The 19,379-nt window shown below is 64.5% G+C and carries 20 protein-coding genes; 9 read left to right on the top strand and 11 right to left on the bottom strand.

Annotation, left to right across the window (positions count from 1 at the left end; translation table 11 throughout):
- Nucleotides 1-89: 89 nt before the first annotated feature.
- The 4 genes from BRA1417_RS0107080 to BRA1417_RS0107065 all read right to left on the bottom strand — a co-directional run bounded on the left by BRA1417_RS0107080 (nucleotide 90) and on the right by BRA1417_RS0107065 (nucleotide 2,593).
- Nucleotides 90-1,025 carry a transporter substrate-binding domain-containing protein gene (locus BRA1417_RS0107080; RefSeq protein ID WP_027515233.1) on the bottom strand — a complete coding sequence of 312 codons (936 nt, stop codon included), beginning with the start codon at nucleotides 1,023-1,025 and terminating at the stop codon, nucleotides 90-92.
- Between the two features lie 91 nt (nucleotides 1,026-1,116).
- Nucleotides 1,117-1,707 carry an SCO family protein gene (locus tag BRA1417_RS0107075; RefSeq protein WP_027515232.1) on the bottom strand — a complete coding sequence of 197 codons (591 nt, stop codon included), beginning with the start codon at nucleotides 1,705-1,707 and terminating at the stop codon, nucleotides 1,117-1,119.
- A gap of 24 nt (nucleotides 1,708-1,731) precedes the next feature.
- Nucleotides 1,732-1,926: a hypothetical protein gene (locus BRA1417_RS0107070; protein ID WP_027515231.1), complete on the bottom strand. Its 195-nt coding sequence runs from the start codon at nucleotides 1,924-1,926 to the stop codon at nucleotides 1,732-1,734.
- 196 nt (nucleotides 1,927-2,122) lie between these two features.
- The gene (locus tag BRA1417_RS0107065) at nucleotides 2,123-2,593 is read right to left on the bottom strand and encodes a hypothetical protein (protein ID WP_027515230.1); all 471 of its coding nucleotides are present in this window, start codon (nucleotides 2,591-2,593) and stop codon (nucleotides 2,123-2,125) included.
- 292 nt (nucleotides 2,594-2,885) lie between these two features.
- On the opposite strand from BRA1417_RS0107065, the gene BRA1417_RS0107060 reads away from it, so the two are divergent.
- The 4 genes from BRA1417_RS0107060 (at nucleotide 2,886) to BRA1417_RS0107045 (ending at nucleotide 6,477) form a co-directional block, all read left to right on the top strand.
- A complete protein-coding gene (locus BRA1417_RS0107060) occupies nucleotides 2,886-4,544 on the top strand; it encodes an FAD-binding dehydrogenase (RefSeq protein WP_027515229.1) in 1,659 nt (552 codons plus the stop codon).
- Nucleotides 4,545-5,462 carry a PHB depolymerase family esterase gene (locus BRA1417_RS0107055; RefSeq protein WP_027515228.1) on the top strand — a complete coding sequence of 306 codons (918 nt, stop codon included), beginning with the start codon at nucleotides 4,545-4,547 and terminating at the stop codon, nucleotides 5,460-5,462.
- A gap of 134 nt (nucleotides 5,463-5,596) precedes the next feature.
- Nucleotides 5,597-5,947, top strand: a complete 351-nt coding sequence (locus BRA1417_RS0107050) for a RidA family protein (protein ID WP_007599359.1) — start codon at nucleotides 5,597-5,599, stop codon at nucleotides 5,945-5,947.
- 164 nt (nucleotides 5,948-6,111) lie between these two features.
- Nucleotides 6,112-6,477, top strand: a complete 366-nt coding sequence (locus tag BRA1417_RS0107045; RefSeq protein WP_027515227.1) for a nuclear transport factor 2 family protein — start codon at nucleotides 6,112-6,114, stop codon at nucleotides 6,475-6,477.
- A gap of 267 nt (nucleotides 6,478-6,744) precedes the next feature.
- On the opposite strand, the gene BRA1417_RS0107040 is transcribed toward BRA1417_RS0107045, so the two are convergent.
- Together BRA1417_RS0107040 and BRA1417_RS0107035 are read right to left on the bottom strand one after the other, a co-directional pair.
- On the bottom strand, nucleotides 6,745-7,665 hold the full coding sequence (locus BRA1417_RS0107040; RefSeq protein ID WP_027515226.1) for an amino acid ABC transporter substrate-binding protein: 921 nt from the start codon (nucleotides 7,663-7,665) through the stop codon (nucleotides 6,745-6,747).
- A gap of 12 nt (nucleotides 7,666-7,677) precedes the next feature.
- A complete protein-coding gene (locus tag BRA1417_RS0107035) occupies nucleotides 7,678-8,973 on the bottom strand; it encodes a dicarboxylate/amino acid:cation symporter (protein ID WP_027515225.1) in 1,296 nt (431 codons plus the stop codon).
- 208 nt (nucleotides 8,974-9,181) lie between these two features.
- On the opposite strand from BRA1417_RS0107035, the gene BRA1417_RS0107030 reads away from it, so the two are divergent.
- The 4 genes from BRA1417_RS0107030 (at nucleotide 9,182) to BRA1417_RS0107015 (ending at nucleotide 14,206) form a co-directional block, all read left to right on the top strand.
- The gene (locus tag BRA1417_RS0107030; RefSeq protein WP_027515224.1) at nucleotides 9,182-10,183 is read left to right on the top strand and encodes an NADP-dependent oxidoreductase; all 1,002 of its coding nucleotides are present in this window, start codon (nucleotides 9,182-9,184) and stop codon (nucleotides 10,181-10,183) included.
- A gap of 154 nt (nucleotides 10,184-10,337) precedes the next feature.
- Complete coding sequence (locus tag BRA1417_RS0107025) at nucleotides 10,338-11,198, top strand: cysteine rich repeat-containing protein (RefSeq protein ID WP_027515223.1); 861 nt, start codon at nucleotides 10,338-10,340, stop codon at nucleotides 11,196-11,198.
- A gap of 258 nt (nucleotides 11,199-11,456) precedes the next feature.
- Nucleotides 11,457-12,596 (top strand): FAD-dependent monooxygenase, encoded by a 1,140-nt coding sequence (locus tag BRA1417_RS0107020; protein WP_027515222.1) that lies wholly within the window; start codon nucleotides 11,457-11,459, stop codon nucleotides 12,594-12,596.
- Nucleotides 12,593-14,206 (top strand): benzoate-CoA ligase family protein, encoded by a 1,614-nt coding sequence (locus tag BRA1417_RS0107015; protein WP_027515221.1) that lies wholly within the window; start codon nucleotides 12,593-12,595, stop codon nucleotides 14,204-14,206. The genes BRA1417_RS0107020 and BRA1417_RS0107015 overlap by 4 nt, the downstream gene beginning before the upstream one ends.
- Before the next feature lie 170 nt (nucleotides 14,207-14,376).
- On the opposite strand, the gene BRA1417_RS0107010 is transcribed toward BRA1417_RS0107015, so the two are convergent.
- Nucleotides 14,377-14,889 (bottom strand): MarR family winged helix-turn-helix transcriptional regulator, encoded by a 513-nt coding sequence (locus tag BRA1417_RS0107010; protein ID WP_027515220.1) that lies wholly within the window; start codon nucleotides 14,887-14,889, stop codon nucleotides 14,377-14,379.
- Complete coding sequence (gene maiA, locus BRA1417_RS0107005) at nucleotides 14,879-15,511, bottom strand: maleylacetoacetate isomerase (RefSeq protein ID WP_027515219.1); 633 nt, start codon at nucleotides 15,509-15,511, stop codon at nucleotides 14,879-14,881. Before maiA ends, BRA1417_RS0107010 begins: the two co-directional genes overlap by 11 nt.
- Nucleotides 15,512-15,602: 91 nt before the next feature.
- On the opposite strand from maiA, the gene gtdA reads away from it, so the two are divergent.
- The gene (gene gtdA, locus BRA1417_RS0107000) at nucleotides 15,603-16,643 is read left to right on the top strand and encodes a gentisate 1,2-dioxygenase (protein ID WP_027515218.1); all 1,041 of its coding nucleotides are present in this window, start codon (nucleotides 15,603-15,605) and stop codon (nucleotides 16,641-16,643) included.
- A gap of 108 nt (nucleotides 16,644-16,751) precedes the next feature.
- On the opposite strand, the gene BRA1417_RS0106995 is transcribed toward gtdA, so the two are convergent.
- From BRA1417_RS0106995 to BRA1417_RS0106985, 3 genes are read right to left on the bottom strand one after another with little or no spacing between them, the layout of a single operon-like run.
- Nucleotides 16,752-17,576 (bottom strand): ABC transporter permease, encoded by an 825-nt coding sequence (locus BRA1417_RS0106995; protein WP_027515217.1) that lies wholly within the window; start codon nucleotides 17,574-17,576, stop codon nucleotides 16,752-16,754.
- Complete coding sequence (locus BRA1417_RS0106990) at nucleotides 17,569-18,342, bottom strand: ABC transporter ATP-binding protein (RefSeq protein WP_027515216.1); 774 nt, start codon at nucleotides 18,340-18,342, stop codon at nucleotides 17,569-17,571. The genes BRA1417_RS0106995 and BRA1417_RS0106990 overlap by 8 nt, the downstream gene beginning before the upstream one ends.
- A gap of 16 nt (nucleotides 18,343-18,358) precedes the next feature.
- Entirely contained in the window at nucleotides 18,359-19,363 is a 1,005-nt protein-coding gene (locus BRA1417_RS0106985; protein ID WP_027515215.1) for an ABC transporter substrate-binding protein, read from the bottom strand.
- Nucleotides 19,364-19,379: the final 16 nt, after the last annotated feature.

The raw sequence follows: 19,379 nt of genomic DNA, 5'->3' as shown, positions 1-19,379 counted from the left end.
TGAGAGACGGACTCGCGGAGACTCCCCCTCACCCGGAATTTGCTCTCGCAAATTCCGGCCTCTCCCCGCAGGCGGGGAGAGGCGAAGAGCTAAAACGGGCTCACCGAGAAATACCGCAGCCACAAATCCGTGTAGCGGCCCTTTTCCCAGACGCGGAACATCGCCCAGTTCAGGGCCTGGCGCAGCACGTCGTTGCCCTTGCGCACGGCGATGCCGATGCCTTCGCCGAAGAAGCGGCTTTCGACGAAGGGACCACCGGAGAAGGCGCAGCAATCGCCGGAATCGGTGCCGTTGATCCAGAACGCCAGCGCGATGGCGTCGCCGAAGATGAAATCGACCTCGCCCTTGCGAAGCGCGGCGCGCATGGCGTCGTCGTTGGGATAGGGGTGCAGCTCGGCGTCTGTGAACATCGCCTTGAGATAGGCTTCATGCGCGGAGCCGGCGATCACGCCGACCTTCTTGCCTTCGAGATATTCGGGCCGGATCTCCGGCATTACCGCGTCCTTGCGCGAAGCAAAGCGCGCCGGCACGCGGTAATAGGGATCGGTGAAGTCGACCCGGGCGCGGAGCTGCGGGCTCACCGCCATCGAGGCGATGATGGCGTCGCCCCGGTTGGAGGCGAGTGCATCGACCAGTGTCTCGAAGCGGCGCATCTGCACCGTGCAGGTGACCTTGATCTCCTCACACAGGCTGCGTGCGAAATCGACGTTGAAGCCGGCCGGATTGCCGTCGGCGCCGGTGTAATTGAACGGCGGATAATCCGTCTCGGTCAGGAAACGGATCACGGTCAGGCGCGACAGGTCCGGCCGCTCCGGCCGCCGCCGCGGGTCCCAGAAGCCCGGTACGGCCTGCGGGGCGGCTTGCGGCGCGACCTGAGGTGAGGCTTGCGGCGCCGTTGGGGGCTGCTTGGCCGGCGCCTGCGCCTGCGCGCGCGGCGCAGCAGCGAGCAGGCAGACGCCGACGACCAGCCCGGTCAGCAAGCCACGGGCGGATTTGGACGATTTCGCCTGTTGCGATGGAGCCATCGGCTGAAAATGAACGATTTTCGTTGGGATCGGAGGGCCTTATAGCCCATCCGGCCGGGAACGCGAGCGCGGATTGCGGCTAATAGGGAGCCTACAGATACCGCTTCAACTCCACTGCGGCCTCTTCCGGTGTGCGCTTCAGGTTGAACGGCGAGACGAAACGGCCGTCGCGGTCCATCAGGTAGATCAGCGCGGTGTGGTCCATGGTGTAGTCGCCGTCCTTGGTTGGGACCTTCTTGGCGTAGACCCGGTAGGAGGTGATCACCTTGGCGATCTCGGCAGGATCGCCGCTGAGGCCCTCGAGGTGCGGGTCGAAGCTCGACAGATAATCCTTCATCGCCGCCGGCGTATCGCGCTCGGGATCGACCGAGATGAAGACGGCATTGACCTTATCGGCGTCCTTGCCCATCGCGCGCAGCACTTCCGAGATCTCGAACAGCGAGGTCGGGCAGACGTCGGGGCAATGGGTGTAGCCGAAGAAGATCAGGGTCGGCTTGCCCTTGAGGTTCTTGTCGGTGACGGCCTTGCCGTTCTGGTCAGTGAGCTGGAACGGGCCGCCGATCGCCGCCGGCTGCGCCACCTTGCTGACCCCGCCCATGGCCCAGAATACGATCAGCAGCCCGAAGATGAGGCTTGCGGCGAAGGCGATCGCGATCACCAGCGGACGGGCGGTGGAGTTCATGGGCGGAAAACTTCCTGTCGCGGATCAGAAGCAGGCGGCGAAACCGGTCCTGATCATTTCGAAGAACACCTGGCTGCCGTAGTGGAACCAGAGCGCGAGCACGCCGAGCACGACCAGGCCGCCGACGCCAGCACCCGCCAACAGCACCACGAACGGCATCCGGCCGGCAGTGGGCGAATTGTCCGATACAGGATGGGCGGGGTGCAGTGGTTGAGCCATGACAACGTTCGGGGTGAAGGGTTCCCTCCCGTTCAAATAGGCGCTGGGGCCGAGCCGGGCAAGCGCAGTTGGCGGCCGGAGATCACGTGGTGAGGAGGATCTCCGTCATCTCGCCCGGGCCAAGAACGTGGATGGCCGAGACAAGCCCGGCCATGACGAAAATTCAGCGTTAGACGAAGCGAGCGCCTGCCGCGGCCTACCGCGGCGACGGCTTGTTGGCGGAGGCCTGCGCGTCGAGGTAGCAGGGCTTGTACATGGCCTGGAGCTGCCTGCCCTTCAGGAAGAGCATATGCGGGGTAAGGCCGCCGCGCTGATTGATCCAGCGTTTCACCTGCGAGGGATACATCGCATAGAGCATCTGGGTCGCCTCGGTATTGGTGACGGCGCGGCCGTTGCTGCCGAAATCCCACGCTGCGTGGAAGCCCAGTGTCGCGTGCGACGTCACGCAGATGCGGTCGGGCGGGATGGCGCCAAGGACGATGGTGCAGGCAGAGGCGCAGAGACCGTCGATGATGACGGTGTCGCCCGACTGTCGCAGGTCCTGGTACTTGTCGACGTAGGTTCCGATCCGGCCGCCGCGGTCATCCGCGATCCGAACCACTGCCTGAGAAGCGCCCATGCTCGCGATCAGGAGAACCGCCGCAAGCAACCCCGTCAGAAACTTCATTGGCCCCCGCCCCAGTCGAATTCGAATCTGTGTGTCAGGTGGTGATGCCCTGCTAGGGTCCGTCGTAACCGCGGTTTTGTCTAGGCATGCCGGCTCGCTCAAAACAAATTCAAATCCAGTGTTGCGCCGGCGCTGCACTCAGCCGGTCTTTTTCCCGAAGTGGAACAAGTTAACGATGTCTTACGCGCCATCCTCTTGATCTCAGTTGCAACCGCCGGCTTCAATCCGGGCAACTACAGGGGGGAACCTGTGGAGGGGAAACACATGAAGGGGGAAGCATATGGCCGAACGGATGACTGAAGAGACTGACGTCATCGTTGTCGGCGCAGGACTGTCGGGGCTCGTGGCCGCAACCGAGATCGCGGATGCCGGCAAGCGCGTGATCGTGGTCGACCAGGAGGGCGAGCAGTCGCTGGGCGGCCAGGCGTTCTGGTCGTTCGGCGGATTGTTCCTGGTCGATTCGCCGGAGCAGCGCCGGCTCGGCATCAAGGACTCCTTCGACCTTGCGATGCAGGACTGGCTCGGCACCGCCGGCTTCGACCGCGACGAGGATTTCTGGCCGCGGCAATGGGCCGAGGCCTATGTGGCGTTCGCGGCCGGCGAGAAGCGCGCCTGGCTACGTGCGATGGGCCATCGCATCTTCCCCGTGGTCGGATGGGCCGAGCGCGGCGGCTATGATGCGATGGGCCACGGCAATTCGGTGCCGCGCTTTCATGTCACCTGGGGCACCGGGCCCGGCATCGTCGAGCCGTTCGAGCGCCGCGCGCGCGAGGCCGTCAAAAGCGGCCGGCTGAGCTTCAGGTTCCGCCATCGCGTCGACGCGCTCTCGATCACCAACGGCACGGTGGACGGCGTCGGCGGCGCCATTCTCGCCCCGGATAATGTCGAGCGCGGCAAGAGCTCGTCGCGCAATGTCGTCGGCGAGTTCGCGTTGAAGGCGCAAGCCGTAATCGTCGCGTCCGGCGGCATTGGCGGCAATCACGAGCTGGTGCGGCAGAACTGGCCGAAGCGGCTCGGCACGCCGCCGAAATTCATGATCTCCGGCGTGCCCGAGCATGTCGACGGCCGCATGATCGGCATCACCGAGAAATCAGGCGCGCGGCTGATCAACCGCGACCGCATGTGGCATTATGTCGAAGGCATCCAGAACTGGTCACCGATCTGGCCGCGCCACGGCATCCGCATCCTGCCCGGCCCCTCCTCGATGTGGTTCGACGCCAGCGGCACGCGCCTGCCGGCGCCGTTGTTTCCCGGCTCCGACACGCTCGGCCAGCTCCAATACATCATGTCCACCGGGTACGATTATTCCTGGTTCATCCTGACCCAGAGCATCATCAAGAAGGAGTTTGCGCTGTCGGGCTCGGAGCAGAATCCCGACCTCACCGGCAAGAGCTGGCGCATGACCATCAAGCGCGCCACCAACAAGGGCGCGCCGGCGCCGGTGGAAGCGTTCAAAAGCCATGGTGTCGACTTCATCGTGCGCGACAAGATCGAGGATCTCGTTGCGGCCATGAACAAGCTGGCCGGCAGCGAGCTCCTCAAGCTCGAGCACATCAGGATGCAGATCGAGGCGCGCGACCGTGAGATCGCCAATCCTTACGTCAAGGATGCGCAGGTGATGAATATCCACAATGCGCGGCGCTATATCGGCGACAGGCTGATCCGCACCGCCTCGCCGCACCGCATCCTCGATCCCGCGCAAGGGCCGCTGATCGCGGTCAAGCTCAACATCCTCACGCGCAAGACGCTGGGCGGTTTCGAGACCGACCTCTCTTCGCGCGTGTTCGGCGAGGAGGGCAGCGTCATCCCCGGCCTCTATGCAGCGGGCGAAGCCGCCGGCTTCGGCGGCGGCGGCGTGCACGGCTATCGCTCGCTGGAAGGTACGTTCCTCGGCGGCTGCCTGTTCTCCGGTTGCAATGCAGGCCGGGCCGCGGCGAAAGCCGTGGGCTAGATGATGCGGCGGATGCGCATCGCGGCGTTTGTTGCGGCTTTGGCCGCCGCCTCGGCTGCGTCCGCCGATACGATCGACATCGACGGCGTGAAGCGGTCCTACACTGTGCAACTACCGGCGAAGCGGCTCGTGCCGCTCGTGGTCGTGCTGCACGGCAAGACCCAGCGCGGCGCCGACATGATGACGCGGACGGCGTGGCCGCAGGTCGCAAAGCGCGAAGGGTTTGCCGTGGTCTTTCCTGATGGCCTCAACCACGCATGGGCCGATGCGAGGACCAAGGCGGGACCGGCGCTCCGTGGCCCGCCCGCCGGCACCGACGACGTCGCCTTCATCGCAAAGCTCGTCGAGAAGCAGGTGGCGAGCGGCACCGCCGATCCTCGCCGCGTCTATGTCACTGGCATCTCCAATGGCGGCGCCATGGCGATGACGCTGGTCTGCGCCCGGGCCGATCTGTTTGCTGCCGCTGCGAGCGTGAGCATGAACCTCACCGATGAGGCCGCAGTGACGTGCCATCCGTCGCGGTCGCTGCCGATGCTGCTGATGAACGGCACCGCCGATCCGCTGGTCCCCTACGAGGGCGGCCGCGGATCGAACTATTACGCCGCAGACGGGTTCTGGTCCACCGACGAGACGCTTGCGTTCTGGCGCAAGCTCAACGGCTGCGAGACCGATAGTGCCGACACGACCGAATTGCCCGACAGGGCGCCTGCAGACCAGTCCACGGTGACACGGATCTCCTCGCGCTGTCCTGGAGGGCACGACGTCGTGCTTTATCGCATCAATCAAGGCGGTCACCGCATGCCCGGATTTTCTCCGGATGCCCGCTTCCCGAAGGTCGCCGCCAGCTTGCTCGGATCGCAGAACGGCGACATCGACGCCGCCGAGACGATCTGGACGTTCTTCGGCCAGTTTCCTTGAAGTGCAACTCGGGCATCGCCGACGACGCATGCGTGCCCGGCAACGCATGCGTGCCTGGTAACGCATGCGTGCCTGGGGTGGCACGAGGCAGGCCGCTGCGCTAGACAGGGCCACCATTCAAAGGAGATCTCCCAATGAGCATTCAGCGTCTTGAAACCGGCCCGCGCATGAGCCAGGTCGTCGTGCACGGCAACACCGTCTATCTCGCCGGAGTCGTCGCCAACAACGCCGCCGGCGAAAGTGTGACGAAGCAGACCCAGGACATCCTGGCGACCATCGACAGCCATCTCGCCAAGGCCGGCACCGACAAGTCGAAGCTGCTCTCGGCCACGATCTACATCACCGACATGAAGACGTTTGGCGAGATGAACGCGGTGTGGGACGCCTGGGTCTCGCCCGGCAACACGCCGGCACGCGCCACCGTCGAAGCCAAGCTCGCGGCAGCCCAATACACCGTCGAAATCATGGTCACCGCGGCGAAGTAAGTTGGCGCGACATTTGCGCGCGCTTGTCGACGCATGATCTGATCGGGAAACCGCTTCACACTTTCCCGGATCATGCGCATGACCTCCGAGGTAATCGATCAGCGCGCGCAAACCTTCGATAGTCAGGTCAGCCGAACGACACGGCGCCATCGAAGGAGACGACAATGACCGACCCCATCATCATCGCCCGCCGCTACATCGATCTCTGGAACGAGCGTGCAGCCGGCCGCCGGCGCGAACTGCTGAGCCAGAACTGGACGGCGGATGCGAGCTATGTCGACCCCCTGATGAAGGGGGATGGCCATGACGGCGTCGATGCGCTGATCGCAGGCGTGCAGCAGCGCTTCCCCGATTTCAAGTTCAAGCTGATCGGCGAGCCCAACGGCTACGGCGACCATGTCCGCTTCAGTTGGGGCCTTGGTCCTGATGGCATCGACAGCCCGATCAAGGGGACGGATTTCGCCGTGCTGAAGGACGGCCGCATCAGGAGCATCACGGGATTTCTGGACCAGGTGCCCGCAGGCGCGTGAGCACGCGCTGATCTTTGCCAGGCCCTCTCCCTTGTATGGCGGGGCAATCGCATATGGCTGAAAGCTCGATTGCGGCCATCCTTCGAGACGCCCGCCTGCGGCGGGCCCTCAGGATGAGGGATGAGTATGCGGCAGCATTCAACGCAGACGGATGCAGCTGAGCCTCATCCTGAGGAGACCGCGAAGCGGTCGTCTCCAAGGACGAGGCGCTCGCTCACGCGCCGCTGAGACGTCATATGCGATAGCCCTGCCTTTTTCGGGCAGGCGCTAGTTATTCGCGCTCGCGGAATCGTCCATCGCCTTGAAGGCTTCCTCCAGCTGCAGCGAGATCGGCACGTTCAGCCGTTCGCCGGTCGGAAGCCGTGCGGTGAACCATTTGTTGTAGAGCGGAACGAGGTCGTGGTTGGAGCCGAGCTTGCGGAAGGTGCGATCGACCACGACCGTCAGTTGCGGTTCGCCCTTGCGGAACATGATGCCGTAGGGGTCGTAGGACAGGTAATCGCCGGTGACGCGGAACTTGTCCTGTGCCTTGTGGCGCACGATCAAGCTGGACAGCAGGATGTCGTCGGTCGCGAACGCATCGGCTTTGCCGTCGACGAGCATCTGGTATGACTGTTCGTGATCGGCACCGACAACGATGGTCAGCCCCAACGAGGACTTCTTGTCGGCCGCCTGGATCGCCTGCTCGTTGGTGGTGCCCTTCGTCACCACGACAGTCTTGCCCTTCAGATCAGTCAGCGACTGGACGCTGGACGCCTTCGGCACCATCAGCTTGGTGCCGGCGACGAACATCAGCGGCGAGAAGGCGACGCGCTTGCCGCGCTCGGCATTGGCCGTGGTCGAGCCGCATTCCAGGTCGATCTTGTTCTGGAGCACGGCGTCGATGCGGTCATCCGAGGTGACCTTGACGTAGGCGATCTTGAGATTGGGATCGTCGACCTCGACACCGATCTCCTCGACAATAGCCTCGCAGAGCTCGAGGCTGTAGCCGATCGGCCGGTTGGCCTGGTCGAGGAAGGAGAACGGCGGCGAGCTCTCGCGATAGCCGAGCCGCACGGTGTGCGCGGTCTTGATCGCCGACAGCGTCGGGCTAAGCCCTTCGCTGCCACCGGTCTGGGCGGAGGCACCCGTGGCCAGCTGGCACGCTGCCAGCAACAGGCCGCCCGATATCGCCATTGAAAGGCGCATGATGCACTCCGATCAATGGCCGGCCATCGCAGGCACTTCGCCGGGGATCATGTCCCCCGGCACGGCATCGGCCGGTCCAAGCTCGTGCTCGGGCCCGAGCTCGCCTTCCCACTTGGCCACGACCGAGGTCGCGAGCGTGTTGCCGATCACGTTGGTGGCGCTACGGCCCATGTCGAGGAAGGTATCGATGCCCATGATCATCAACAGCCCCGCCTCGGGGATGCCGAACTGCGACAGCGTCGAGGCGATCACGACGAGGGAGGCGCGCGGCACGCCGGCGACGCCCTTCGAGGTGATCATCAGGGTCGCCAGCATCGCGAGCTGGGTGCCGAGCGGCATGTCGATGTGGTAGCTCTGCGCGATGAAGACGCTCGCGAAGGTGCAGTACATCATCGTGCCGTCGAGATTGAAGGAATAGCCGAGCGGCAGCACGAAGCTCGATATCCGCGACGAGGCGCCGAACTTGTTCAGCCCCTCCAGGGTTTTCGGATAGGCCGCTTCGGAGCTCGCGGTGGAGAACGCGATCATCAGCGGCTCGCGGATCAGCTTCAGCAGATGGGCGTAGCGCGGCCCGATCACGATGAAGCCTACGACCACCAGGATGCCCCACAGCAGCGCGAGCGAGAGATAGAAGCCACCCATGAAGACGATGAGCTTCCAGAGCACCAGCAGGCCGTTCTTGGCAACCGTCGCGGTGATGGCGGCCCAGACCGCGAACGGCGCGAACAGCATCACATAGCCTGTCACCTTGAGCATGATGTGGCCGATATCGTCGATCAGCGCCAGGATCGGCTTGGAGCGCTCGGGCATCGAGCCCATCGCCACCGAGAAGAACACGGCGAAGATCACGATCTGCAGGATCTCGTTCTGCGCCATCGCATCCGCGATCGAGGTCGGGATCAGATGGGTCAGGAATTTTTCGATCGAGAAGGCGGAAACCGGCAGGCCGGTCGACTGCGCCTTGTCAGGCAGCGTACCGGGGAAGTTCGCGCCGGGCTGGAGCAGATTGACCATCACGAGGCCGAGCATCAGCGAGACGAAAGAGGCGCTGACGAACCAGCCCATGGTCTTGGCGAAGATGCGGCCGAGCTTGGAGCCCGAGCCCATATGAGCAATGCCGCCGACCAGGGTCGCAAACACCAGCGGCGCGATGATCATCTTGATCAGGCGCAGGAAAATCACGGCGATCAGGTTGATGGACGAGGCCCAATCGCCCCGCGTATCGGGCAGGAAATTGTAGATCGCCGCGCCCATGATGATGCCGAGCACCATCGCCACCAGAATGAATTGCGTAAACCTGTTCGACATTGAACACCCCCGCTACACCGACCGCTTCATGATGTCGCAGATATGACGGCTGCGCAACACGCTTGGCGTGCGACCGTCGGGGCGGATGTTCCCGTTGCGAAACTGGCGCCCGCGATCTAGCCTTCATGCAGCGCACAACGAAAGCGGCTTGCACGTTTTTCTTGCGGCAGCTGCATCAATAATCGTCAAACGACCGAGGGGAAACATCATGAGCGGCAGCGTCAATCGTCAGATTCTTTTGGTGGAAAAGCCCAGCGGCAAGCTCGGCCCCGAGCACTTCAAGCTGGTCGAAGGTGCGGTGCCCGAGCCGAAGGACGGCGAGGCCTTGCTGCGCGTGCGATACATCTCACTCGACGCCGCCAACCGCGCCTGGATGCACGGCGCAACCTATCGTTCAGCAGTCGAAGCCAACAGCGTGATGGCCGGCGGCGCCATCGCCGAGGTCGTCAGCTCGAAGGCGCCGGGGCTTGCGCCGGGCGACATCGTGTTCGGCGACACCGGCTGGCAGGAGTTGGCGGCAGTGCCTGCCAAGCACCTCACGAAGATGCCGAAGCTCGAGCCGATGACGCATCTGCTCAGCGTCTTCGGCATCGCCGGCCTCACGGCTTATTTCGGCCTGCTGGAGATCGGCAAGCCCAAAGAGGGCGAGACGGTCGTGGTCTCCGCGGCCGCGGGCTCGGTCGGCTCGATCGTCGGGCAGATCGCGAAGATCAAGGGATGCCGCGTGGTCGGCATCGCCGGCGGCGCCGACAAATGCAACTGGCTGACCTCCGAGCTCGGCTTCGATGCAGCCGTCGACTACAAGGACGGCGCGGTGTTCAAGGCGCTGCGCGCGGCAGCTCCGAAGGGTATCGACGTCTATTTCGACAATGTCGGCGGCGACATTCTCGAAGCCTGCCTGCCGCAGATGAACAATTACGGCCGCATCGCCTGCTGCGGCGCGATCTCGCAATATGATGGCGCGCCCTCGGCACACGGCCCGCGCGGCGTGCCCGGTCTGATCGTGGTGAAGCGGCTCGTCATGCAGGGCTTCATCGTGATGGACTACATGAAGGAAAGCCAGCGCGCGCTCGCCGACCTCCAGGCCTGGGTCACATCCGGCAAGCTGAAGGTGCAGGAGGACATCATCGACGGCCTCGAGAATACACCGAAGGCGCTGATCGGATTGCTTGCGGGCGAGAACCGCGGCAAGCGGATGGTCAAGCTCTGACGACCTAGTTACGTCGCAATTTCGCTCGCATATCTCCTTGCGGTAGCAGCCAAAGCGGCCAAAGATATCGCTCGCGAGGCATCACTCGCGATGATTGCGTTTGCATCAGATTTGAAAAACGTCGGCGTTGCCGACAGGGCAGGAATTCACTCAGATGTTCAACACGTTGAAACATGCGTCAACACGCGGGGCGTTGCTGGCGGCCGCTCTCTTCGCAACTGCAGCAGGCGCGTTCGCACAAACACCGACCGAGGCGCAGAAGAGCGCGATCCGCTCCGCATGCCGCTCGGACTTCATGGCGCACTGTTCGAGCGTCACGCCGGGCGGTGTGGAGGCGTATCAATGTTTGCAGAAGAACATGTCGGGCCTGTCCTCCGGATGCCAAACCGCCGTTCGCGCCGTCGAGCCTGCTGCGGCGCCGAAGGCCGAAGCCGCGCCGAAGGCCGAAGCTGCACCCAAAGAGGCTGCACCCAAGGCGGAGTCCACGCCTGCCGCGCCGAAGGCTGAATCCGCTCCCGCCGCAAAGCCGGCTGCCGCGGCCGCGCCCAAGGCGGCGGCAGCAGCCGCGGCGGCCAAACAGCCGAGCAGCGCGCAGGTCGCTGCCGTCAAGAGCGCGTGCCGCGCCGATTATCCCAGGGTGTGCGCCAGCGTGCCGCCTGGCGGCGCGCCTGCGCTCGAATGCCTGGAGAAGAACAAGGCAAAGGTTTCGCCGGCCTGCGAGAAGGCTGTGAGCGCCGCGGCCGGCGGCGGTGGCGCGGCAGTAACGGCGGCACCTGCGGGCGCAGCTCCTGCGGCGGCGGCAGCACCGGCAGCGGCACCTGCCGTGATCGTGCTGCGCCCGCTGCGGCCACGCGAAGAGCTGTTCATCGTCCAGTCCGCATGTCGCGAGGATGTCCGCACGCTGTGCGGCAGCGTGGCGCCAGGTGGCGGTCGGATCATCCAATGCGTTGCCAGCAACGCCGCGTCGTTGTCGCCCGCCTGCAAGGACGTGCTGGCGCCGTTCGCTGCACGCTAGAGGAGCGTGGCCATCCGGCGGCTGCACTACCGTGGTGAACGGCGGCTGAGCAAAGTGCGGCGTCTGACGTGCGGATGGCCAAGCCAGCGCGGTTTGGCTATGCTTCGCACTCACTGCTTCGGACACGCGCCAAACGCGCGTCCGGGCACGAGCTTCGGCGCGCCCGCGCTTTGCCGATAATTCCGCTGGCGCGGGAAGCCGGAGCACATTAGTCTACCCCTAGATAGTAAGTATACTGTCAATCAGGGAGGACAGACGTTGCGGATCGCCGTGATTGGCGGAGGCCCCGGTGGGCTCTACTTCGCCTATCTCTGGAAGAAGCGTCACCCCGAGGATCAGGTCGACCTGTTCGAACAGAACCCGGCCGACGCGACCTGGGGCTTTGGCGTGGTGTTCTCCGACCAGGCGCTGGAATTTTTGCGTGCCGACGACCCCGAGACGGTCGACGCAATCGCGCCGCACATGGAGAGCTGGGAGAACATCACGCTGAACCTGAGCGGCGACAGCGTGGCCATTGACGGTGTCGGCTTCTCCTCGATCGGCCGGCTCGAGCTGTTGCGATTCCTGCAGCAGCGCGCGCTCGATGCCGGCGTCACCCCGCGCTTCGACACGCCGATCCACTCCATCGACCAGCTCAACGGCCACGATCTGATCGTTGCCGCCGACGGTCTGAACTCGCTGGTGCGCCGCGCCTTCGAGGGCGATTTCGGCACCTCGCTGTCCTACTCCTCCAACAAGTTCGTCTGGTACGGCACCTCCAAGCGCTTCGACACGCTGTCGCAGACCTTCGTCAAGACCGACCGCGGCGCCTTCAACGCCCATCACTACCGCTATTCGCCGACCATGAGCACGTTCCTGGTCGAATGCGATCATGCGACGTGGCAGGCCTATGGCTTCGCCTACAAGGACGTGGAGCAGTCCAAAGGAGTCTGCGAGGAGGTGTTCGCCGACACGCTCGGCGGCCGCTCGCTGGTCTCCAACAAATCGGTCTGGCGCAACTTCCCCTGGGTCTGGAACGAGCACTGGTCGTTCAAGAACATGGTGCTGCTCGGCGACGCCCTGCACTCGGCGCATTTCTCGATCGGCTCGGGCACGCGGCTCGCGATCGAGGACGCCATTGCGCTGGTCAAGGCGCTGGAATCGGATGCCCATCTCTCCACCGCCCTGCATCGCTACCAGGCCGCGCGAAAGCCGGTGGTGCAGAAGCTCGTCAACGCCGCGCGGACCAGCGCTTTCTGGTACGAGCACTTTGCTCAGCACATGCAGCAGGGCTTGATGGACTTTGCCTACAGCTACATCACCCGCTCAGGCCGCATCGACGACTCCCGCCTGCGCGCGATGTCGCCGGCCTTCATGGCGCGCTACGAAGCCGCCAAGAACGGTGGGGACGAGGCATGAGCGGGCAGATTAACGACCAGGTGCCCGCCGACAGCGCGGGCGCGCGCGAGATCGGCTTTTCCGTTCCGCAGGTCTACAATGCCAGCCGCGTGCTGTTCGACAATGTCGGCAAAGGCCGCGGCGACAAGCTCGCGCTCATTGGCCCCGCGGGCACGCGCACCTACGCCGAACTCTGCGCGGAAGCCTGCCGCTGGGGTAACGGCTTTGCCTCGCTCGGCCTCAAGCGCGGCGATCGCGTGCTGCTGTTCCTCGACGATACCCCGGCCTATCCGGCCGCGTTCTTCGGCGCGGTGCGCGCCGGCTTCGTGCCATTGCTGATCAACACGCTGACGCCGCCGGATCTGCTGCAATTCTATCTCGCCGATTCCGGCGCTTCTGTCGCGGTGGCGGATGCCGAGTTCTGTGCACGATTCAACGCTGAGGCCTGCAAGGACACGAGCCTGCACACCTTGATCGTCGTCAATGGCCCGGCGAGCGATCACGCCGCGCCGAACGCCGTTTCCGCCGCAGGCTGGCTCCCGCAATTTCCGACTGAGCTCGCGGAGGCCGACACGCATCGCAACGAGATGGCGTTCTGGATGTACTCGTCCGGGTCGACCGGCCGGCCCAAGGGCATCGTGCATCTCCAGCACGACATGGCCTATAGCGAGGTCGCCTTTGCGCAGAACGTCTTGAAGCTGACGCCGTATGACATCTGCTTCTCGGTGCCAAAAATCTTCTTCGCCTATGGCTTTGGCAACGCGATCACCTTCCCGTTCTCGGCGGGCGCGACCACGCTGCTGTTGCCGGGCCAGCCGAAGCCTGCGGCGATCTTTTCGGCGATTGAGCAGTACAAGCCGACGGTCTTCTTCGGCCTGCCGACGCTTTATACATCGCTGACCAAGGCCGAGGGTGCGAACAAGACCGACTTCTCGTCGCTGCGCATGGCGCTCTCAGCCGCCGAGGTGCTCTCGGCCGACGTTTTCAACGGCTGGAAGACGCTCACCGGTCTCGAGATTGTCGAAGGCCTCGGCTCGACCGAGGTGCTGCACATCTATCTCTCCAACCGCATCGAGCGGAAGAAGCTCGGCGCGGCCGGCCTGCGCGTGCCCGGCTACGAGGTCGCGCTGCGCGACAAGGACGGCCGCGATGTCGCCGACGACGAGGAAGGCATCTTGTGGGTACGCGGCGATTCCAACACGCCGCTGTACTGGAACCGGCCGGACAAATCCGCCGAGACCATCCGCGAAGGCGGCTGGATCTACACCGGCGACCGCTTCGTGCGCGATGCCGACGGCTTTCACTTCTTCCGCGGCCGCGCCGACGATCTCATCAAGATATCCGGCCAGTGGGTCTACCCGCTCGAGGTCGAGCTGTGCCTCTCCGACCATCCAGACATCCGCGAATGCGCGGTGTTCGCCGCCGAGCTGCCGGACCGGCGCATGACCCTGAAGGCGGTCGTGGTGATGAACAGCCGCGCGGCCGATCAAAGCGAAGCGACCCGCAGGCTGCAGGATTACGTGAAGGGCAAGCTGCTTCCGTACAAATATCCGCGTGAGGTGATCTTCATCGACGAGCTGCCGAAGACCGGCACGGGGAAGATCGACCGGCAGGCGTTGTTGCGGATGTAAGCCTCCGCACTCGGCCGCCGCGCCCTCAGTGTCGTCCCGGCGAAGGCCGGGACCCATACGCCGGGGCAGCAGTGTGGCGCTAGAAGGTCATTGCCTGTCTTCGCCAAACCAAACTCGGTGGTTATGGGTCCCGGCCTTCGCCGGGACGACGGCGGTATTTGACGCCCCCCTCACCCCGCCTTCCCCAGATGCTCCCGCGCGTCCTCCGCCCGGAGCGGCACCCGCGATGCCTCGTTGTTGAGATCGACGAGCTGCACCAGGAGCCCCATCAACGCCTTGCGGTCCGCAGGCTTGAGCGGCTCGAGCATCCGCGCCTGGGCGCGTTCGACGGCGGGAATGATGTCACGCAGGATCGCCGCGCCTGATTTGGTCAGATAGAGCAGCTTGATCCGCTTGTCTTCCGGCGCCGGCCTGCGCTCGACGAAATCCTTGGCCTGAAGCCGCTCGATCACGCTGCCGAGCGTGGAGCGGTCGAAGGCGATCACCGCGGACAGCCGCGTCGCGTCGATGCCGGGATGGGTGTGGATCGCGATCAGCGCCGCGTATTGCACCGGCGTCAGATCGAACGCCTTACACTCCTCCATGAAGATCGAGACGGCGATCTGCTGCATGCGCCGGAACAGATAGCCCGGCGCGGCGTAGACCGCGTCTATCGTGATCGGAGGGGCAGGCTTACTCGGCATCGGGCTGCTTCTCCGGCGCGGCGTTGACGAACGCCGGCAGCGCCTTGGCCGCAGCTTCCGCCTTCAGCAGACGCGGATAGGCGGAGACGTCGACGCCGAAGCGGCGCGCATTGGCGAGCTGCGGCACCAGGCAGAGATCGGCGAGCGTCGGCGCATCCCCGAAGCAGAACGGGCCCGGCTCGTTTCTGATCAGCGTCTCGCAGGCCGCGAGCCCCTCGCGGTTAACCCACGCCGCCCAGTCCTGAACCTTCTCCTCGGCCAGGCCGAGCTCGCGTAGCCGCGCCAGCACCTTCAGATTCTGCACGGGGTGAGTGTCGCAGGCGATCGCCAACGCGAACGCCCTCACCTTGGCGCGCTGCAACGCATCCCTCGGCAACAGCGGCGGGTTGGGATGGGTTTCGTCGAGCCATTCGATGATGGCGACCGATTGGGTCAGCACTGCGCCCGCATCGTTCTCCAGCGCGGGCACCAGGCCCTGCGGATTGATGGCGAGATAGGCGGGCGCGCATTGCTCGCCCTCGCGAAGGTGATGCGGCAGGTGCTCGGCACCGAGGCCCTTGAGGTTCAGCGCGATCCGTACCCGGTAGGCGGCGCTGGAGCGGAAATAGCCGTGCAGCTTCATCGGAACCCTCCCGTTTCATTCTTGTTCGGCACGTTGACGCTACCTAGATCGTAAGTATACTGTCAATCAACAAAACGACGGGAGCCGCACCATGGAAGCCGTGACCAAGACGCCGGAACGCGAGGCGTTCTACAAGAAGATCGACGGCGAGAATCTCACCGCGCTCTGGACCGTCATGAGCGATTTGATCACGCCGGAGCCGAAGAGCGCCTGCCGGCCGCATCTGTGGAAGTTCGACATCATCCGCGACTACATGACCGAAGCCGGCAAGCTGATCACGGCGAAAGAAGCCGAGCGGCGCGTACTGGTGCTGGAGAATCCCGGCCTGCGCGGGCAGTCGAAAATCACCACGTCGCTCTATGCCGGCGTGCAGATGGTGGTGCCCGGCGACGTCGCGCCCGCCCACCGGCACAGCCAATCGGCACTGCGCTTCGTGCTCGAAGGCAAGGGCGCCCACACCGCGGTCGACGGCGAGCGCACCGCGATGGAGCCCGGCGACTTCATCATCACGCCCTCGATGACCTGGCACGATCATTCCAACGAGACCGATCAGCCGATGTTCTGGCTCGACGGTCTCGACATTCCGCTGGTGCAGTTCTTCGATTGCTCCTTCGCGGAAGGCTCCAAAGAGGACCAGCAGAAGATTACAAGGCCCGCCGGCGACAGCTTTGCGCGCTACGGCCACAATTTGCTGCCGGTCGACGTGAAGCGGAGCTCGAAGACCTCGCCGATCTTCAGCTATCCCTATGCCTACACGCGCGAGGCACTGGAGAAAGCCCGCACGAGCCAGGAATGGGACGCCTGTCACGGGCTGAAGCTGAAGTTCAGCAACCCCGAGACCGGCGACTTCGCGATGCCGACCATCGGCACCTTCATCCAGTTGCTGCCGAAGGGCTTCAAGACCGCGCGCTATCGCGCGACAGACGCAACGGTGTTCTGTCCGATCGAAGGCCACGGCCGCACCCGCATCGGCGACGCGACCTTCGAATGGGGCCCGCGCGATTTGTTCGTGGTGCCGAGCTGGCAATGGGTGACGCACGAGGCTGACATGGACGCGGTGCTGTTCAGCTTCTCGGATCGGCCCGTGCAGCAGAAGCTGGATCTGTTTCGGGAAGATCGCGGGAATGCGTGAGGTGCGCTGCTGGTAGCATCGTCATTGCGAGCGCAGCGAAGCAATCCAGAATCTTTCCACGGCGACAGTCTGGATTGATTCGCTGCGCTCGCGACGACGGAGTAAACCTCATCGCCAGTGCAACAGCCGCATCTCCAGCCAGTTGATCACCCGCCCTACCATCAACCCAAACACCGACAGAATCACCACGCCCGCGAGCAGCTGATCCGTCTGCATCAAATTGCCGGCCTGCAGCACGAACGCACCGATGCCGTACTGCGCGCCGATCATCTCGGCGCTAACGACGAGCAGCAGCGCCACCGACGACGTGATGCGGAAGCCGGCGAGGATCGCGGGCAGCGCGCCCGGCCACACCACCTTGCGCACGATGGTGGCGAACGGCACGTTGAAGCTCTGCGCCATGCGGATCAGGTTGCGCGGCACGGCGTCGACGCCGCTATAGACCGAGATCGCGGTCGAGAAGAACACCCCGAGCGCAATGGTCGCGATCTTGGGCTCTTCACCGATGCCGAGCCAGAGGATCAACAGCGGCAGCAGCGCGATCTTCGGGATCGGGAACAGCGCCGAGATGAAGGTGATGCCGACGCTGCGCGCCAGACGCGACAGGCCGATGGCAAAGCCAACCGCCACACCGGCCGCCGTGCCGAGCAGCCAGCCGACACCGATGCGCAGGAGCGACGCGGAAAGGTGCTGCCACAGCGCGCCCGAGATCGCGAGCTGGTAGATCGCACGCGCGATCGCCGATGGCGGCGGCAGGAACAGCGGATTGACGAGGCCGGTGCTGCCGGCCGCCTGCCAGATCGCAATGACCAGCGCGAGCGCGATCCAGCCGCCAAAGCGGCTGCTCGCCGGCACGAAGCCGGCGCCGCGAAAGCGGACGCGTCGGACCGCTTCATCCTTCGCAGATGGTCCCGCCGGAGCGCGATCAAGCATGCTGAACCTCGCGCTCGGCATCGATCGCCTCGTTGCGAATCAGCGACCAGATCTGGTTCTGAAGCGCGAGCAGCTTTTCACGGGCTGCAATGTCACCGCGCTCAGTGCGCGTCATCGGCACCGCCACGACTTCGCGAATGCGGCCTGGACGCCGCGACAGCACCACGATCCGGTCGGCAAGCCGCGCCGCCTCTTCGAGATTATGCGTGACATAGACCGCGCCCATGCCGCCATCGGCGAGCAGCCGGACGAAATCCTCCATCAGCAGTTCGCGGGTCTGCGAATCCAGCGCCGAGAGCGGCTCGTCCATCAAGAGAATGGCCGGCCGGACCGCGAGCGCGCGCGAAATGCCGACGCGCTGGCGCATGCCGCCGGACAGCTGCTTTGGATAGGTTTTGCGAAAATCGGTCAGGCCGGTGCGGCGCAAGGCATCGTCGACCAGCGCGCGGCGCTGCACGGCCGAGAGCTGGGTGTGCAGCAGCGGGAATTCGACGTTCTCCTCCACATTGGCCCAGGGCAGCAGCGCGAAGTCCTGGAACACGAAGGTGAGAGGATTGAGACTGTCCGCCGGCGGCGATCCACGCAGCTCGGGCGCGCCGGAGGTCGGCAGTAACAGCCCGCCCAGTATCGACAGCAGCGTGCTCTTTCCGCAGCCCGAGGGCCCCACGATCGCCACCACCTCGCCCGCGCTGACGGTGAACGAGACGTCGTCGAGCACGGCGAGTTCGCCGAAACGATGGGTGATGTGGTTGGCGATCAGGTCCATAGGCTGCGTTCTACTCTCAATCCGCCTTCACAAATTCCTTGGCTATGATCGCATTCGCGTCGAAGCCCTTGTCGGCAAAACCCTGCTCCTGGAGCCATTTGATCTGATTGTCGACGTTCTTCACATCCAGCTTGCCGTCGGGATCGATATAGGCGCAATTGCCGACCACCTGCTCGACCGGCAGGTTCGTATATTTGGCGATGATCTCCAGCAGCGGCTTTGTCTTGTCATTGATCGGCGCGACGCCGTCCTTCATCGCGGCAAGGATGACGTCGTGATATTCGCGGTCGGCCTTTGCCAAAGCGCCGAGCAGCTTCGTCACCAGCACCTTGTTGGTCAGCGTCTTCGGCGAGGCGAACACCGCGCCCAATTGCCAGGGTGTCTCGTCGCCGACCCAGCCAAGAAACTTCGCACCGCCGTCATCCATCAGCTTTCGCGCGGTGGAGATCGGCAGCAGCGCCGCATCCACCGTCTCGCCCTTCAGCGCGGCCGCCGCATTCGACAGCGATTGCAGCGGGACGATCTTCACGTCGGCGAGCTTGAAGCCGTATTTGTCGGCAAGCAGGCCGAGCGAATAGTGAAAGGAGGAGCCGACCTGCGTCATCGCCACGCGTTTGCCGGCGAGATCCTTCGGCGTCTTCAGGCCGCTCGCATAGGCGTTGTTGCTGGCGAAATAGCCGATCAGGGGATAACCGGCCTTCTCGCGGCTCATGCCGCCGATCACCTTGAGCACGCCCTTGCCGGCGAGATTGTAAAGACCGGCGGTGAAGGCGGTGACGCCGAAATCGATGTCGCCTGAGGTGGTGGCCACCGCGATCGGCTGCGCCGCATCGAAGAATTTCAGCTCGACGTCCAGGCCGACCTCGCGGAAATAGCCCTTGTCCTGCGCGATGAAGACCGGCGCGGAGGAGGATAGCCTGAGCACCCCGATCCTGGCCTTCAGCGCGTCCTCGGCTCGGGCCGTGCCCATCGCTGTGATCGCCATAAGGCCAGCTAGCGCGAGCCGCACAATTCCGGTCATTTCGTTTCCTCGCCGT

Origin of the sequence: Bradyrhizobium sp. WSM1417, from assembly GCF_000515415.1 — a bacterium.
Lineage (GTDB): Bacteria > Pseudomonadota > Alphaproteobacteria > Rhizobiales > Xanthobacteraceae > Bradyrhizobium.
Note: the sequence above shows the minus strand (reverse complement) of the source record. Positions and strands in the feature narration are given on the sequence as shown.

Bases quoted from the DNA above. Each gene is read 5' to 3' on its own strand.
- BRA1417_RS0107080 (WP_027515233.1), bottom strand. From the start codon at position 1,025: ATGGCTCCATCGCAACAGGCGAAATCGTCCAAATCCGCCCGTGGCTTG.
- BRA1417_RS0107075 (WP_027515232.1), bottom strand. From the start codon at position 1,707: ATGAACTCCACCGCCCGTCCGCTGGTGATCGCGATCGCCTTCGCCGCA.
- BRA1417_RS0107070 (WP_027515231.1), bottom strand. From the start codon at position 1,926: ATGGCTCAACCACTGCACCCCGCCCATCCTGTATCGGACAATTCGCCC.
- BRA1417_RS0107065 (WP_027515230.1), bottom strand. From the start codon at position 2,593: ATGAAGTTTCTGACGGGGTTGCTTGCGGCGGTTCTCCTGATCGCGAGC.
- BRA1417_RS0107060 (WP_027515229.1), top strand. From the start codon at position 2,886: ATGACTGAAGAGACTGACGTCATCGTTGTCGGCGCAGGACTGTCGGGG.
- BRA1417_RS0107055 (WP_027515228.1), top strand. From the start codon at position 4,545: ATGATGCGGCGGATGCGCATCGCGGCGTTTGTTGCGGCTTTGGCCGCC.
- BRA1417_RS0107050 (WP_007599359.1), top strand. From the start codon at position 5,597: ATGAGCATTCAGCGTCTTGAAACCGGCCCGCGCATGAGCCAGGTCGTC.
- BRA1417_RS0107045 (WP_027515227.1), top strand. From the start codon at position 6,112: ATGACCGACCCCATCATCATCGCCCGCCGCTACATCGATCTCTGGAAC.
- BRA1417_RS0107040 (WP_027515226.1), bottom strand. From the start codon at position 7,665: ATGCGCCTTTCAATGGCGATATCGGGCGGCCTGTTGCTGGCAGCGTGC.
- BRA1417_RS0107035 (WP_027515225.1), bottom strand. From the start codon at position 8,973: ATGTCGAACAGGTTTACGCAATTCATTCTGGTGGCGATGGTGCTCGGC.
- BRA1417_RS0107030 (WP_027515224.1), top strand. From the start codon at position 9,182: ATGAGCGGCAGCGTCAATCGTCAGATTCTTTTGGTGGAAAAGCCCAGC.
- BRA1417_RS0107025 (WP_027515223.1), top strand. From the start codon at position 10,338: ATGTTCAACACGTTGAAACATGCGTCAACACGCGGGGCGTTGCTGGCG.
- BRA1417_RS0107015 (WP_027515221.1), top strand. From the start codon at position 12,593: ATGAGCGGGCAGATTAACGACCAGGTGCCCGCCGACAGCGCGGGCGCG.
- BRA1417_RS0107010 (WP_027515220.1), bottom strand. From the start codon at position 14,889: ATGCCGAGTAAGCCTGCCCCTCCGATCACGATAGACGCGGTCTACGCC.
- maiA (WP_027515219.1), bottom strand. From the start codon at position 15,511: ATGAAGCTGCACGGCTATTTCCGCTCCAGCGCCGCCTACCGGGTACGG.
- gtdA (WP_027515218.1), top strand. From the start codon at position 15,603: ATGGAAGCCGTGACCAAGACGCCGGAACGCGAGGCGTTCTACAAGAAG.
- BRA1417_RS0106995 (WP_027515217.1), bottom strand. From the start codon at position 17,576: ATGCTTGATCGCGCTCCGGCGGGACCATCTGCGAAGGATGAAGCGGTC.
- BRA1417_RS0106990 (WP_027515216.1), bottom strand. From the start codon at position 18,342: ATGGACCTGATCGCCAACCACATCACCCATCGTTTCGGCGAACTCGCC.
- BRA1417_RS0106985 (WP_027515215.1), bottom strand. From the start codon at position 19,363: ATGACCGGAATTGTGCGGCTCGCGCTAGCTGGCCTTATGGCGATCACA.